We start from the raw sequence: 14,545 nt of genomic DNA, 5'->3' as shown, positions 1-14,545 counted from the left end.
CTCGGTCCTGTCGGTCCTGTCGGTCCTGTCGGTCCTGTCGGTGCTGCCGGTGCCGCCGGACCTGCCGGTCCTGTCCGTGCTGCCGTCAGATCTGGGCGTGGCCGCCGTCGACGAACAACTCGGCCCCGTTCACGAAGCTCGACGCCCCCGAGGCCAGGAACACCGCCGCCGTGGCGATCTCCGTGGGGTCGGCGACCCGGCCGAGCGGGATCCTCGCCGCGAAGGAGTCGAGGAACTCCTCCTCCCGGCCGGCCCGGGCCAGCCCGAGCAGGCCCGGCGTCCTGGTCGGCCCCGGGGTCAGTACGTTGACCCGTATGCCGCGTCCCCGCAGGTCGACCGCCCAACTGCGGGCGAAGCTCCGTACGGCGGCCTTGCTCGCGGCGTAGACGCTGAACCCCGGCCCGTCGACCCTGATCGAGGTGGTGGATCCGATGAGGATCACCGACGCGTCGCGGTCCATCAGCGGGAGAGCCTCCTGCACGGTGAAGAGGAGCCCCTTGACGTTGATGTCGAACGTGGTGTCGTACTGCTGCTCCGTGATCGTCCCCAGCGGCGCGCCACCCCCGCCTCCCGCGTTGGCGACCAGGATGTCGAGCCTGCCCTCGCGTTCCCTGACGGTACGGAACAGCGCCTCGATCCCGGACAGGTCGGCCGCGTCGGTACGTACGCCCGACGTACCCGGCCCGATCTCCGCCACCGCGGCGTCCAGTTCGGCCTTCCTGCGCCCCGTGAGGTAGACGCGGGCTCCTTCCGCCACGAACTCGGCGGCGATGGCCCGCCCGATACCGGAGGAGGCTCCGGTGACGACGGCGATCTTTCCTTCGAGCGATGCGGTCACAGCGATGCTCCGTGGGGTTCCGTGGTGCCGGTGGACGAGGTCACCGAAGGGGCGGCCACGACATCCGCCGGCGGGTAGTCGGTGTAGCCGCGGTGGCCGCCCTGGTAGAACGTCTCGCGGTCGCCGTCGGCGAGCGGGAGATGGTGCGCGAAGCGCTTCGGCAGGTCGGGGTTGCTGATGAACAGCGCCGCGAACGACACCAGGTCGGCAAGGCCTTCGCCGATGACCGTGTTGCCCGATTCCTGGTCGAGGCCGGCGTTCGCGATGAGCGTCCCCCGGTACAACGGCCGGAACACTCCCAGCGATTCGAGTCGCTGCTCCGCCGTCACCCGTACGTTGGGCTGCCGGGTCATCATCAGGTGCAGATAGGCGAGCGGGTGGTCGTTGAGGCGGGCGGCCACGTACTCGTGGACGGCCAGCACCTCGGGCGAGGCCGCCGCCGACTCGCCCAGCACCTGGTGCGGGGCGAACTTGACGCCCACCCGGTGCGGCCCCCAGACACCCACCACCGCGTCGAGCACCTCGAACAGGAACCGTGCGCGGCCCTCGGCGGTGCCGCCGTAGGCGTCCGTACGCAGGTTGAGCGCGGGGTTCAGGAACTGGGCGATCAGATAACCCCGTTGGGCGTGCAGCTCCACACCGTCGAAGCCGGCCAGCTTCGCGTTGACGGCCGCCGACCGGTACTGCTCCACGACGTCCGCGATCTGCGACACGCTCAGCGCGCGGGGCGTGACGACGTGGGTGAGTCCGTTCGGTGTGAACACCTTGCCGCCCGGGTTGACCGCGGAAGGCGCGACCGGCAGGTGGCCCTGGTGGAAGTCCGGATGCGAGGCGGCGCCGGTGTGCGCCAGCTGGGCGAAGATGGCTCCGCCCTCGGCGTGCACCGCCGAGGTCACCTCGGCCCAGGCACGGGCCTGTTCCTCGCTGTACATGCCGGGTACGTGCACCGCCCCGATCGCTCCGGCGCTGATCCAGGTGCCTTCCGACACGATCAGGCCGGCGCCCGCGCGCTGCCGGTAGTACTCGCTGTGCAACTCCGTCGGGGCCAGCTCCGGATTCTCCGCCCGGGCCCGGGTCATCGGGGCCATGACCACGCGGTTGCGCAGGGTCAGGCCGTCGCCGAGATCGTACGGATCGAGCAGTGGCTGCTCCGCGGTGCGCAGCGGGAGGGACATCCCCGCCTCCTCGTCATGACAGATGGATCAAGCTGGCCCGTCCACTGTCGCCCCGCGCCACCCATCACGTCCAACGATCACTGGTGATGAGTGCCAGCATCGGTGGTGATAGGCCGGAGCCCTGAAAAGGCGCTACCGTCGCAGGTGAGGGGGAGCCGTTCACCCACCCACTTCACCCGTTCACGGGGAAGGAAGAACCTCACATGAGCGAGCACACGAACGAGAACAAGGTGCTGACCGATCTTGTCCTCTCGGACTCGACGGTCCACGCGACCATCGGCGCGCCCTTCGACCAGGTCGACCTCGCCGACTGGCTGGGGAATCTGTCGGACGAGGAGTACCAGCGCTGCGCGCCGGGCGAACACAAGGCCTGCGCGCACGGCATCACCGACGACGGCCGCCGGGAAACGCTGAACGTCGAGATGATCGGCACCACCCTGACGATCCAGCACGCCGTGCACGACGTCTTCGAGAAGCACCACCTGCGCCTGGTGTCGCTCTCTGACGCGCTGACACCGAACGGCTGGACCACTTCGCAGGGGATCTGGGAACTCGGTGTGACGGACAACGGAGACGGCACCTGCCGGCTGAGCAACAGCATCCTCGCCCACCCGACCACGGAGGGGATGGAGTTCTACGGGACGAACGGCATCACGTTCGAACAGGCCGCGTCAGCACGTCAGGAGGCCTCGGACGCCCACAACCACCGGGAGACCCCGAACTACGCCGCCAGCATCACGCGCAAGGCACTGGCCTCCCGCGCCTGAACACCGGCGGGACCGTGTGGGCCGACAGGGCTGCGTGTGTCGGCAGTGTGAAATCTCGCGATCGCGGCTCCCGGCCCCCGAAGCGCTGTTGTCGCCCACTGCCAACGCTCGCGCCGCGTCAACACACCGACTGACACCGTGTGAGGCGGGTCACCGGCACTCCCCGCCGTCCGGAAAGGGGGTTAACGTCTGCCGCACACCCCCCAACACCCCCTCATCGACCGGGAAGTCCGCCGTGACCGAGCTCCTTTTCAACGCGTTCCTCATGAACACCGCGTCCCACTACCACCACGGCCAGTGGCGGCAGCCGGTGGCACGCCAGGCCGACTTCAACGACGTCGACGTGTGGATCGATCTCGCCAAGCGGCTGGAGGCGGGCCTGTTCGACGGCATCTTCTTCGCGGACCAGGTCGGCGTACAGGGCCCGGCGGACGGCGACTTCAGTGGGAACGTACGGGAAGGGCTGCACATACCCAGCAACGACCCGGCGGTCCTCCTGTCGGCGCTCGCCGTGCACACGGAACATCTCGGTCTCGCCTTCACCAGCTCGATCGTCCAGGAGCACCCCTTCGACTTCGCGCGCAAGGTGTCCACGCTCGACCACATCTCCCGCGGCCGCGTCGCGTGGAACATCGTCACGAGCGCCGTCGAGAACACCGCCCGCAACTTCGGCCTCGACCAGTTGCCGGAACGGGAGGAGCGCTACCGGTGGGCGGCCGAGTACGTCGACGTCGTCTACAAGCTGTGGGAGGGCTCGTGGGACGAGGGCGCGGTCCTGAAGGACCGGGAGCGGGGCATCTACTCGGACCCCGCGAAGGTCCACCGGATCCATCACGTCGGTGAGCGCTACCGCGTCCTCGGGCCGCACCTGCCCTCGCCGTCGCCGCAGCGCACACCGGTGCTCTTCCAGGCCGGCGCCTCGGGACCGGGCAAGGCGTTCGCCGCCCGGAACGCGGAGGCCGTCTTCATCGCCGCGCCCACGCCCGAGGTCGCCAAGGCCGTGATCGCGGAGACCCGCGCGCTCGCCGTCGAAGCGGGCCGGCGGGCCGAGGACATCATGTTCTTCCAGGCGCTGACCTTTGTGATCGGCGACACCGAGGAAGAGGCCCGCGCGCAGGAGGCACACCTGGAGAGCTTCATCAGCCCCGGGGGCTATCTCATCCAGCTGAACTACGGGAACCGCCCGGACGGTACGCCGTATCCGCTCGACACCCCGCTCTCCGAGGTCAGGACGACCGGGAGCCAGGCCGTCCTGGACTGGACACGCATGGGTGTCACCGAGGAGAACCCCGTGGTCGCCGACCTGGCGCGGATCCTGACGCGCCGTAACCGGGTGGTCGGTTCGCCCTCCCGGGTCGCCGACATCCTGGAGGAGTGGCAGGCCGCGGGCGTCGACGGCATCAACGTCACCAACTGGCACATCCCCGGTTCGTACCAGGAGGTCATCGACAAACTCCTGCCGGAACTGCGCCGCCGCGGCCTCGCCAGGACCGCCTACACACCCGGCACCCTGCGCGCGAAGCTCTTCCACACCGGCGCCCACCTCAACGACCGGCACCCGGCGGCGGCCTACCGGGGAGCGTTCGCGGCGGGCGCGTGAGGAACGCCGATCCCGGCGGTGCCGTGCGTCGCGGAGCGGCCGTCCTCCTCAAGGGGCGGCCGCTCCGGGGTTTCCGGCGAGCCGCCGAAAACACTTGACACGACATACATGTCGTGTCATCTTTCTTCTATGACGACTCACACGAACCCCGCCCCCGTCCAGCGCGTCTCCGTGGTCAGCACCGGCGAGGTGATGATCCGCCCCGAGCACCGGGCCGCGACCCGCAAGCCGATGTACTGGTGGCTGGCCACCTCGCGGCGCTGGACCGAGCCGCTGCCGATCAATGTGTACGTGATCGAACACCGCGACGGACTCGTGCTGTTCGACACCGGCCAGGACCGCGCCTCGGTGACCGACCCGGCCTACTTCCCCGGCGGCCCTGTCGGGCTGATCTACAAGCGGCTCGCCCGCTTCGACATCGCCGCCGACCAGACCCTCACCAACCAACTCGCCGCCCTCGGGTACGACATCCGCGACGTCACCACCGCCGTCGTCTCCCATCTGCACCAGGACCACATCGGCGGTCTGCGCGAACTGACCCACGCCGAGATCGTCGTCAGCCGCCGCGAGTGGGAGACCCTGAAGGAACCGGCCCCCGAACAGAAGGGGTTGCTGCGCTCCCACATCCAGATCCCCGGCCTGCGCTGGAAGCACGTCGATCCCCGGCCGCTCACCGATCCCGCCCTCGCCCCCTTCACCACCGGGCACGACCTGTTCGGCGACGGCAGCATGGTCCTGGTGCCCACGCCCGGCCACACCCCGGGTTCCCTGTCGATGCTCGTCCGGGGGCCCCACCACCCGCCGCTGCTCATGGTCGGTGACGTCACGTACGACTCCGCCCTGCTCGAAGCGGGACACGTCCCGGGTGTGGGCGAGAAGAGGCGCCTCACCGACACCACCACGTTGATCAACGAAATGCGCCGGCGCAACCCCGGCCTGACCGTACTGGCCGCCCACGACCCCGGCGCCGCCGCCGCTCTCACCGCTGCCACCGCCAACGCCACCCAGGGGACCCGGCTCGCCGAAGCGGCCCGAGCCTGAGCGAGCGCGAGCCCCCACCCGTACGCCTCCCGAACAGCCCGAACAGCCGGGACAGACCGGACAGTCCACACAGGACAGGACCTGACATGACCAGCCAGCACGCCACCCGTTTCCTCGACGCCTCCCCCGCCCAGGTCCGCCACGCCCTCCTGGACCCCCTTGCCCTGCGCGACTGGAACCCGGCGTTCAAGCGCGTCGACGGACCGGCCCGCGCCACCACGGGAGTCCCGTACGCCCTCACCGTGGTCGGCGGACTCACCGGGACCTGGCAGTACACCCGTATCGAAGAGCGGGAGATCGACTGCGCCTGGCAGGTCCCCGGCTTCCAGGAGACGGGCACCTGGCGCCTCCGGCCCCACCTCGACGGCACCCTGGTCACCCACGCGTTCACCCACCAGGGGCCGCTGGCCCGCGCCCTCGCCAAGGCGTACCGGGGCGTGGCCGAGCTGCGCCTGGACCGTCTCACCGAACGCGCGGCCCATGTGGGGCTCCTCGCCGACGCGGCCGTATGAGCGAATCCGCCGTCACCGATCAGGGAGAATGTCCCCATGCCCGCCATGCGTCCCGCCGAGGAACTCCGCTACCTGATCCTGGCCGCCCAACGTGAAGGCAACCGGCTGCTCGGCCAGGCCCTCAAGCCCCTGGGGGTCACCACTTCCCAGGCGGAGGTCATCCGCGTCCTGGAAGAGCGCCAGCCACTCACCCTGAACGGTCTGGGCGAACTCCTGGTCTGCGAGAGCGGCAGTCCCAGCCGCCTCGTGGACCGGCTGGTCTCCGCCGGCCTGGTCACCCGCGAGGCGGCCGCGCACGACCGCCGTCACATCGAGATCGCGCTCACCCCGGCCGGGGCCCGGCTGGCCCGCCGGGTCGCGGAGATCGAGGAAACCCTCTACCGGTCCATCGACGCCCTGACCCACACGCACGACACCGGACAACTCACGGATTTCCTCCGCGCCTTCGTGGCGGGCCTCCCCTCCGGCCAGGCCCTGGCCAACCGCATGGCGTGACACCGGCCGGGTGTCACGCGGGGCACCACCGCCCCGGAGCCTTACAGGAACCGGCGGATGGGGGTGACGGCCGCCTCCCGCAGCCGTTGTGCGGTCGGGCGCCGCTTCCAGCGCCCCTTCTCGATCCGCTCGCTGACCGCCAGGTCCTCGTCGAAGTGGCCGTCCAGGGTGGCGGTGAAGTCCTCGTCCAGGACGGCGAGCATCACCTCTTCGTCGTGGTCGAGGGAGCGGCGGTTGAAGTTGGTCGAGCCGATCAGGGCGGCGACCCGGTCGACGGTGATGACCTTGGCGTGCATCATCGTCGGCTGGTACTCGAAGATCTTCACTCCACAGGCGAGGAGGTCGTCGTAGTGGTTCTGGCCCGCGAGCTGGCAGACCCGCTTGTCGGTGTGGGGGCCGGGCAGCAGGATCTCCACCTCGACGCCGCGCCTGGCCGCCGCGCACAGCAGCTCGATGAAGTACGTGTCGGGGGCGAAGTACGCGGTGGCCAGGCGGAACCGCTCCTGGGCCGACTCGATCATGACGCGCAGGAGGGTCTGCATGTCCTGCCAGCCGAAGCTCGCCGAACCGCGGACCACCTGGACGACGGCGTCCCCCTGCGGCTCGTGGCCGGTGAAGCGGTCGTGCGCGTCGAAGAGGGTGTCGTGGCACTCGGCCCAGTTCTGCGCGAAGGCCGCGGCGACGCCGTCGACCGCGGGCCCGCGCACCTGGACATGGGTGTCGCGCCACTCGTTCGCGTTGCTCGCGTTGCCGCACCACTCCTCGGCGATTCCCACCCCGCCGGTGTAGGCGACACGTTCGTCCACGACGAGTACCTTGCGGTGACACCGATGGTTCTGCTTCAGCGGCGAGAGGTACAGCGGCTTGCGGAACCACTCCACCTCCGCGCCCGCCGCCGCCATCAGATCGAGCAGATCCTTCTCGATCAGCCGGCTGCCGAAGCCGTCCAGCAGCAGCCGTACGCGCACCCCTTCGCGCGCCCGGTCCGCCAGGGCCGTCGCGAACCGGCGGGCTATCTCACCCCGCCAGTACACGAACGTCATCATGTCGATGGTGTACTCGGCGCCGCGGATGCTCTCCAGCATCGCCGCGAAGATCTCGTCCCCGTTGCGCAGCGGAAGCAGCGTGTTGCCTTCCGTGGCGGCGATCCCGATCAGCCGTTCCAGGCGGCGCCGCATCCGCTGCTTCCGCTCCGGTACGGATCCGGGCCGGTCGGGGACGTCCGGGGTGGGTTCGAGTTCACTGCGTGCGCTTGTCATACGATGCCGCCGTGCCGGGAAAGGCGACACCTCCGCGTTTCCGGCGACCGCTGAGGCGACTGCGAGCCGGTCGGAAGGGGTGGCTGACGCAGCTCGACCAACAGTCTGGCCGCGAACGCCGTCCTCAAACCCGTCCTGGCCAGGACCGCGCCATGGCCGTTCCGTCCGGGGCGTGGTCCGCCTCGGCGAAGGCGGGCGACCCGGTCGAGGTCCGGGTTTTGCGGAGGGGCGTTCCGCGACGGCGCTGACGGCGGTGATGAGAAGGGTGAGGGCGACACCGCCGAGGATCGCGACCGAAGGAGTCGCCGGATTCAGCGCCACGGCGGACAGGGACGCGGTGAGGCTGTAGCCCGCCCCCTGGACCGCGTACATGACCGAGTACGCGGCGGCGTGGGCGTGTTCGGGCAGGCGTTCCCGGAGGCTGAGGTTGCGGGTGGCCATGACGCCGGACTGGAAGACGCCCGCTGCGGAAAGCTCGGCATCCGCTCCCGTGTCGCACTCGCCCCGGCCACATCCACGACCACGGCTTCGGGGCGGCCTGCGAGGGCATGTGACCGCGCGAAGGGGGCGGGGAGCGAACGCCCGGCCGGCGTCCGCCCCCTGCCCCCCCCTGCCGCCCGGTCCGGCGGTCACTGAGTCCCGGGCACCGTGTCCTCGAAGGCCTTGCCCGCCGCGCGGTACGCGGCGACCTTGGCGTTGACCTGCGCCGGTGTGAGCACCTGGTCCTTGACGTGCAGCACGTAGTCGACCTTCTGGTCGTACGCCCGGGGCGTCGTGCTCGTCTGCCCCGCGAGGTCGATCAGCCACTGGTTGAAGTTGATCGACATGGGCCGCTCGGGCAGATAGCGGGCGTCATGGGTGCCGAACGGCTGGCCGTCGACGTAATAGGTGATCGCCGTATTGTCGATGGTGACCACCAGATCGTGCCAGCCCGCGTAGCTGGTACGGGACTCGGAGTGCTGGTTGACCGCCTCCCAGGGATCGGGGCGGTAGGTCTCCCAGGAGGTGGTGTAGAGGATGTTGGACGGCTCCCCCCAGCCACCGTTGGGCAGGTACTCGAAGTCGTACTCGGCGTAGTCGTCCGCCATCGGCGCCTTGAGGTCGTTGATGGTGAAGAACGTCTGGACCAGGCGGTCGCCGTCGGGTCCTGACTTCGGTGTGTCCGCGAACTTCACCCGTGCCGCGTACGTGCCGTTCCTGAACTTCGTTGCTTTGGTGAGGACTTCGGTCTGTTCCGTGGTGGAGGCGGTACCCGCGGTCGACGTCTCCAGGTTCATGACCGAGTTGGTCCCCTCCTTGGCGAAGGTGACGTTGTCGGCCGCCCAGGTCGCGCCCGGCACGCCGGGGCCGCCCGCGTTGGACCGCACGTTCCAGCCGTGGGTGCCGATCAACGGATCGGTGTACGAGGTGTAGTTGAAGTCGTCGAAGAGGGCCGCGCCGCCGGTGGGCGGGTCCGTCGGGGGGTCGGTGGGCGGGTCGGTCGGCGGGTTGGTCGGACCTCCCGGGTCGTTGCCCGCCGGGGCCGTACCCCAGACCGTGGTGCCACCCACCGTCGCGGTCGCCTTGGTCCAGTCCCCGTACGTGGTCTGCGCGGGGCCGAAGGAGTAGTCGTCGCTCTGGTTGAGCGCCGCCCAGTTGGAGCGGTAGAAGCGCAGTTGCATGTCTCCGGTGTCCGCCCCCGCGGCGAGGCTGCCCGCCCCCGCCGTGAAGCCGATCTCCAGATAGCGGTCGGCGGTCGCGGTGGGATGGGCGAGAGTGCCGAAGGTGCCGGTGATGTTCGCGCAGCCCTTCACCGCCCAGGAGCAGGCGAAGGTGTACGAGGCGCCGGCCTCGGCCCTGAAGTAGTAGCGCACCTTGACACCGGTGAGCGCGACGGAGGAACCGGAGGTGTTGACGACCTTGAACCAGGGCTCCGCCTGGTCGGATCCCGTCGAGCTCTGGCGGTACTGCACCTTCACGGTCGGGTCGGCGGCCCCGGCGGGCACCGCGGTCAGTGCGGCGCAGCCGAGTCCGGCCGCCACGCCCAGGGCGACGGCGGTACGGAGGCGTCCGGCGGACCGCCTTCCGGGGGTCCCTGTTCCTTCGGTGGCGCTGCTGTCTTGCCTGGTCATCGGGTGTCTGGTCATCGACCTGATTCCTCTCCTGGCGGGGGGATGTGCGGGGAGTGGTGCGGGTCGTGCGGGTCCTGCGGGTCCTGCGGGTCGTGCTGGTCCTGCGGGTCGTGCGGTGGTCGGTCCGGCACGCCGAGCGTGTCGAGCCGGGTTCTGTGGTGGGCCAGCCGGCGCTGGAAGCCCGGCCAGTCGCGGTGGGCGGACCAGGCCGTCTCCGCGAGGGCGCAGAGCCGGGGGAAGGCCAGGTACTCGGCGTGCGCGGCGGTGGGGACGTACTCGCTCCACAACTGCGCCTGGGTGCCGAGGACGCGGGCGGCCGTGGCCGCCTCCCAGCCGGCGGGCGCCGGGTCGAGGTCGTACACGTCCCGCAGGGTCACCGGGCCGCCCGGCTGGCCGGGCGGTTCCTCGGGCCGGCCGCTCTGCGGGTAGTCGAGGTACGTCGAGCGGTGGGGCGCCATGATGATGTCCTGGCCCCGCCCCGCAGCCACCAGGCCGTGCGCGGCGTCCCGCCACGGCAGGGCGGTGAAGCCGAGGGGCAGGTCGCGGCCGCTCTCCGTCCAGCCGAGGGGCGTACGGCCCCGTTCCGCGAGGAAGCCGCCGATCCGGTCCATGAACCAGCGGTGCAGCTCGCCGGGGCCGCTCAGCCCTTCCCGCGCCGCCCTGCGCCGGGCCGCGTCGGACCGCTCCCACTCGACGATCGGGCACTCCTCGCCGCCGACGTGCACGTACGGCGAGGGAAAGACGTCGACCACCTCGTCCAGCACGGCACGGCAGAAGTCCAGGACCTCGTCGTGCACCCCGAGGATCGTGTCGCAGACCCCCCAGCGGTTCCACACCTCCAGCCGGCGCGAGGGGTCGTTGCCCAGTTCGGGATAGGCGGCGAGGGCGGCCCGTACATGGCCGGGCATCTCGATCTCGGGGACGACGCTGATGCCGCGCGCGGCGGCGTAGGCGATCAGGTCCTCCAACTCCCGGCGGGTGTAGGCCCCGCCGTGCGGCTCGCCGCCCACGGTGGTGAGCCGGGGATAGGCGGCGACCGGCATGCGCCAGCCCTGGTCGTCGGTGAGGTGCAGATGCAGCACGTTGAGTTTGTGCAGGGCGAGCAGGTCGACGAACCGGCGGAGGAAGGAGACGGGCCGGAAGCGCCTGGCCACGTCGAGCATGACGCCGCGCCAGGCGAAGCGCGGAACGTCGGTGATCTGGACGCACGGCAGCGTCCACTCCGTCCCGCGTACGGGCTCCGCCGACAGGGCCTCGGGCGGCAGGAGTTGACGGATCGTCTGGACGGCGTTGAGCAGACCGTCCGGGTGCGCGGCGCGCAGCAGCACGGCGTCGGCGCCGACCGTGAGGCCGTAGCCCTCCCGGCCGAGACCGGCGAGGGCCGGGTCGACCACCAGGACGACACTGCCGTCCGCCGCCGCGGGCAGGGGCAGTCCGGTGGCGGGAGCGAGGAGGGTACGGAGCAGGTCCGCGGCGGCGGTGGCGCCGCCGGGCGCGGCCCGTACCGCGGTGTGCGCGTCGAGCGTGAACCTCCCGGGCAGGGTGGTCAGCTGGGACGGGCGGGGGATCAGGGGTGGTCCGCCGCGCCGGGTGGCGGGGTCGGCTGCGGGGTGCGCGGGTGCGGTCATCCGGTGTGTGTCCCTATCCCTTGACGGCGCCGCTGGTCATCCCGGCGGCGACCCGGCCCTGGAGGACCAGGAAGAGCAGCAGCACGGGCAGGGCGAAGAGAGTGGAGGCGGCCATGGTGGCGCCCCAGTCCGTGCCGAAGACGTTGGAGAAGGAGGACAGCCAGACGGGGAGGGTCCGGTCGTCCTGGTTCTTGATGATCAGCATGTTGGCGAAGGCGAATTCGTTCCAGGCGGTGATGAATCCGAAGAGCGAGGTGGCGAGCAGGCCGGGTGCGAGGAGCGGCAGGGTGACCCGGCGGAAGGCGACCGCCCGGGTGCATCCGTCGACCTGCGCGGCCTCTTCCAGTTCGACCGGGATGGCGGTGAGGAAACCCCGCAGGGTGACGATGGTGAAGGGCAGGGTGATCATGAAGTAGATCAGCGTCAGGGTGGACAGCCTGTCGAGCATGTCCGTGTCCCTGGCGATGATGTACATCGGGATCAACAGCGCTTCCCAGGGCGCCACTTGCGCGATGAACACCATGAGGATGAAGCCGCGGCGCCCCTTCCACCGCAGCCGCGCCACGGCGAACGCGGCGCCGAGGGCGACGATCAGGGCGAGGACGACACAACTGACCGTGACGATCAGGCTGTTGCGCCAGAAGAGCCAGAAGCCGTCGGCCTCGAAGGCCTTGGTGAAGTGGTCGAGGGTCACCGAGGTGGGCAGGAAGACCGGGGTCTCGGACTGGATGTCCGCGGTGGGCTTGAAGGCGGTCAGCACCATCCAGTACACGGGGAAGGCCGACAGGACGAAGACCAGCAGAGCGGCGGCGTGGAGCGGGACGCGCCGGGCGCGGGATCGGCTCACTGTTCTGCCTCCTGCCGGAACATCTGACGGAAGTAGAGGACGAGCACGGCCAGGAGCAGCAGGACGGTGACGGTCGAGACCGCCGCGCCCAGGTCGTACCGGTGCAGGGACTGGGCGACGCGGTAGGCGTAGACGGGCAGGGTGGTGGTGGCGTCGCCGGGGCCGCCCTTGCTGATGGCCCAGATCTGGGCGAAGCAGCGGAAGACCCAGATGACTTCGAGGCAGAGCACGAGTCCGAAGATCGGGCGGAGGATGGGCAGCGTCACGGAGCGGAAGATCCGTGCCGCGCCGGCGCCGTCGAGCCGTGCCGATTCGTACAACTCGGCGGGGACGGTGAGCAGGGCCGCGTGCAGCGTGATGGCGGCGAACGGGACGGACTGCCAGACGACGACGATCACCAGGATGGTGAAGGTGGCGCGGCCGTCGGCGAACCAGGAGTAGTTCTCGTACGACGTGAAGCCGAGGCGTACGAGCAGCCAGTTGACCACTCCGAGCCGGGACGAGAACAGCCACTGGAAGACGGTGGTGGTGGCGATGACGGGGCTGGCCCAGGCGAGCACCAGCCCGCTCAGCACCAACAGCCGGGAGCGGCGGTCGAGTTGCTGGAGCAGGAGGGCGACGAGCGTGGCCAGGACCATGATCAGGAAGACGTTGACGGCCGTCCACCAGAGGGTGCGGCGTACGACCTCCCAGAACTCGTCGTCCCCGAGGATGTCCCGGTAGTTGGCGAGACCGGCGAACGAGGCTCCGCCGCGGACGAGTTCGCCCATTCCGTACCGCTGGAAGGAGATGACGATATTGCGGACCAGCGGGTAGAGGAGCAGACCGGCCGCCCCGAGGACCGTGGGAGCGACGAGCAGATACGGCCAGAAGGCCCTGGGGAGAGTCCTGGGAAGCGCCCTGGGGAGAGCCCGGTTCATGAGCCGAGCGTCTTGGTGATGCTGTCGGACGCGTCCTCGGCCGCCCGCGCGGGGTCGGCTCCGGTCAGTACGGCGGTCATGTACTGCTTGATGGGATTGGTGGCCTCGACGGCGGCCCACTGCGGGGAGTTGGGGGTTGCCCGCCCCCGCGCCGCGCCGGCCGCCATCGCCGCCGTACCCGCGTCGCCCTGGACGGCCGACGCGAGGGACGTCCGGTTGGGTACGTAGCTCATGGTCTTCGCCATGTCCTTCTGCCAGGTGTCGCCGGTGAGGGCCTTGATCACCTGATAGGCGCCGTCCTGGTGGCCGGAGGCCTCGGGGACGACGAGGTCGGAGCCGCCGGTGAAGACGGATCCGGGGACGCCGGCGGTCCTGCCCGGCACCGGGAAGAAGCCGATCTTCCCCTTCAGCGCGGGATTGGCCTCCTCGACGATCTTCGCCCCGCCGGGGACGGAGATGATCTGTGCGACACCCCCCTCGGCGAAGACCTCGGCCTGCGGCGGCTTGGCCTCGTCGGAGTCCTTGGGACCCTTGCCCAGCACCTGGAGGCGACGGTAGAAGTCCATCCCCGCCAGGGCCTGCGGGCTCTGAAGGGCCCCCTTCCAGGTGTCGCCGGAGCGGGTGGCGAGGTCCCCGCCCTGGTCCCAGATGAAGCCGGCGAGGGTGTACCAGTTCTGCCCGGGGAGGTAAATGCCCTGGGTGGCACCCTTGTTGAGCTTCGCCGTGGCGGCGAGCCAGGCGTCCTGGGTGGCGGGCGGCCCGGTGATCCCGGCCTCGGCGAAGAGGTCCTTGTTGTAGAGCACGACCCGGTTGGCCGCGTACCAGGGGATGCCGTACTGCTTGCCGTCGATCCTGCCCGGCTCGGCGAGACCGGGCAGCCAGTCGCCACCGGACAGGTCCCCGGTCCGGTCGGTGAGGTCCTTGACCCCGCCGCTCGCCGCGTACTGCGCGACCTGGGTGTTGCCCACCTCGATCACGTCGGGGGCGTCCTTGCTGGCGAGGGCGGCCGTGACCCTCTCGCCTATGCCGTCCCACTCCTGGATCTGGATGTCCAGGGCGAGGTCCTTGTGCCGGCGTTCGAAGTCCTGGGTGAAGCGGCCGAGGAAGTCGGAGGTGACGCTGTCCTTCATGATCCAGACAGTGAGCTTCTCGGGCCCGGCGGCGGTGTCGGAGGAAGAGCTACAGGCGCTGAGCGCCAGGGTCGTGGCGAGAGCTGCGATACCGGCGATGAAGCGGATCTTCACGGACCACCTCGATGAGAGATTTACCAATTGGTCAACTGGCAAGACGCGGTGACCAGAAGGTGGCATGGACCAATGAAGCCGTCAAGCCCGGAACCAAAGGATTCACTT

General features: G+C 70.1%; 13 protein-coding genes. 5 read left to right on the top strand and 8 right to left on the bottom strand.

Going from position 1 to position 14,545, the window contains the following annotated elements:
• Positions 1-85: 85 nt before the first annotated feature.
• On the bottom strand, positions 86-838 hold the full coding sequence (locus tag OG349_RS31685; RefSeq protein ID WP_327237841.1) for an SDR family NAD(P)-dependent oxidoreductase: 753 nt from the start codon (positions 836-838) through the stop codon (positions 86-88).
• Entirely contained in the window at positions 835-2,013 is a 1,179-nt protein-coding gene (locus OG349_RS31680; RefSeq protein ID WP_327237840.1) for an alkene reductase, read from the bottom strand. Before OG349_RS31680 ends, OG349_RS31685 begins: the two co-directional genes overlap by 4 nt.
• 203 nt (positions 2,014-2,216) lie before the next feature.
• Here OG349_RS31680 and OG349_RS31675 point away from each other — a divergent pair, with 203 nt between their 5' ends.
• The 5 genes from OG349_RS31675 to OG349_RS31655 all read left to right on the top strand — a co-directional run bounded on the left by OG349_RS31675 (position 2,217) and on the right by OG349_RS31655 (position 6,428).
• Positions 2,217-2,780: a hypothetical protein gene (locus OG349_RS31675; RefSeq protein WP_327237839.1), complete on the top strand. Its 564-nt coding sequence runs from the start codon at positions 2,217-2,219 to the stop codon at positions 2,778-2,780.
• A 235-nt stretch (positions 2,781-3,015) separates the two neighbouring features.
• Complete coding sequence (locus OG349_RS31670) at positions 3,016-4,380, top strand: LLM class flavin-dependent oxidoreductase (protein WP_327237838.1); 1,365 nt, start codon at positions 3,016-3,018, stop codon at positions 4,378-4,380.
• A gap of 129 nt (positions 4,381-4,509) precedes the next feature.
• The gene (locus OG349_RS31665) at positions 4,510-5,421 is read left to right on the top strand and encodes an N-acyl homoserine lactonase family protein (protein ID WP_327237837.1); all 912 of its coding nucleotides are present in this window, start codon (positions 4,510-4,512) and stop codon (positions 5,419-5,421) included.
• Positions 5,422-5,507: 86 nt separating this feature from the next.
• The gene (locus OG349_RS31660; RefSeq protein ID WP_327237836.1) at positions 5,508-5,933 is read left to right on the top strand and encodes an SRPBCC family protein; all 426 of its coding nucleotides are present in this window, start codon (positions 5,508-5,510) and stop codon (positions 5,931-5,933) included.
• Positions 5,934-5,969: 36 nt separating this feature from the next.
• Positions 5,970-6,428: a MarR family winged helix-turn-helix transcriptional regulator gene (locus OG349_RS31655; RefSeq protein WP_327237835.1), complete on the top strand. Its 459-nt coding sequence runs from the start codon at positions 5,970-5,972 to the stop codon at positions 6,426-6,428.
• Positions 6,429-6,469: 41 nt separating this feature from the next.
• On the opposite strand, the gene OG349_RS31650 is transcribed toward OG349_RS31655, so the two are convergent.
• The 6 genes from OG349_RS31650 to OG349_RS31625 all read right to left on the bottom strand — a co-directional run bounded on the left by OG349_RS31650 (position 6,470) and on the right by OG349_RS31625 (position 14,437).
• On the bottom strand, positions 6,470-7,687 hold the full coding sequence (locus tag OG349_RS31650) for a phospholipase D-like domain-containing protein (RefSeq protein ID WP_442806341.1): 1,218 nt from the start codon (positions 7,685-7,687) through the stop codon (positions 6,470-6,472).
• A gap of 629 nt (positions 7,688-8,316) precedes the next feature.
• A complete protein-coding gene (locus OG349_RS31645; RefSeq protein ID WP_442806437.1) occupies positions 8,317-9,798 on the bottom strand; it encodes a cellulose binding domain-containing protein in 1,482 nt (493 codons plus the stop codon).
• An 11-nt stretch (positions 9,799-9,809) separates the two neighbouring features.
• Positions 9,810-11,426 (bottom strand): beta-N-acetylhexosaminidase, encoded by a 1,617-nt coding sequence (locus tag OG349_RS31640; protein WP_327237833.1) that lies wholly within the window; start codon positions 11,424-11,426, stop codon positions 9,810-9,812.
• A gap of 13 nt (positions 11,427-11,439) precedes the next feature.
• The gene (locus OG349_RS31635; RefSeq protein ID WP_327237832.1) at positions 11,440-12,273 is read right to left on the bottom strand and encodes a carbohydrate ABC transporter permease; all 834 of its coding nucleotides are present in this window, start codon (positions 12,271-12,273) and stop codon (positions 11,440-11,442) included.
• Entirely contained in the window at positions 12,270-13,193 is a 924-nt protein-coding gene (locus OG349_RS31630; RefSeq protein ID WP_327237831.1) for a carbohydrate ABC transporter permease, read from the bottom strand. The genes OG349_RS31635 and OG349_RS31630 overlap by 4 nt, the downstream gene beginning before the upstream one ends.
• A complete protein-coding gene (locus tag OG349_RS31625; RefSeq protein ID WP_327237830.1) occupies positions 13,190-14,437 on the bottom strand; it encodes an extracellular solute-binding protein in 1,248 nt (415 codons plus the stop codon). Before OG349_RS31625 ends, OG349_RS31630 begins: the two co-directional genes overlap by 4 nt.
• Between the last annotated feature and the right edge of the window lie 108 nt (positions 14,438-14,545).

The organism is Streptomyces sp. NBC_01317 (genome assembly GCF_035961655.1).
Taxonomy (GTDB): Bacteria; Actinomycetota; Actinomycetes; order Streptomycetales; family Streptomycetaceae; genus Streptomyces.
The sequence above is the reverse complement of the archived record's forward strand: the minus strand, read 5'-3'. Positions and strand labels throughout refer to the sequence as shown.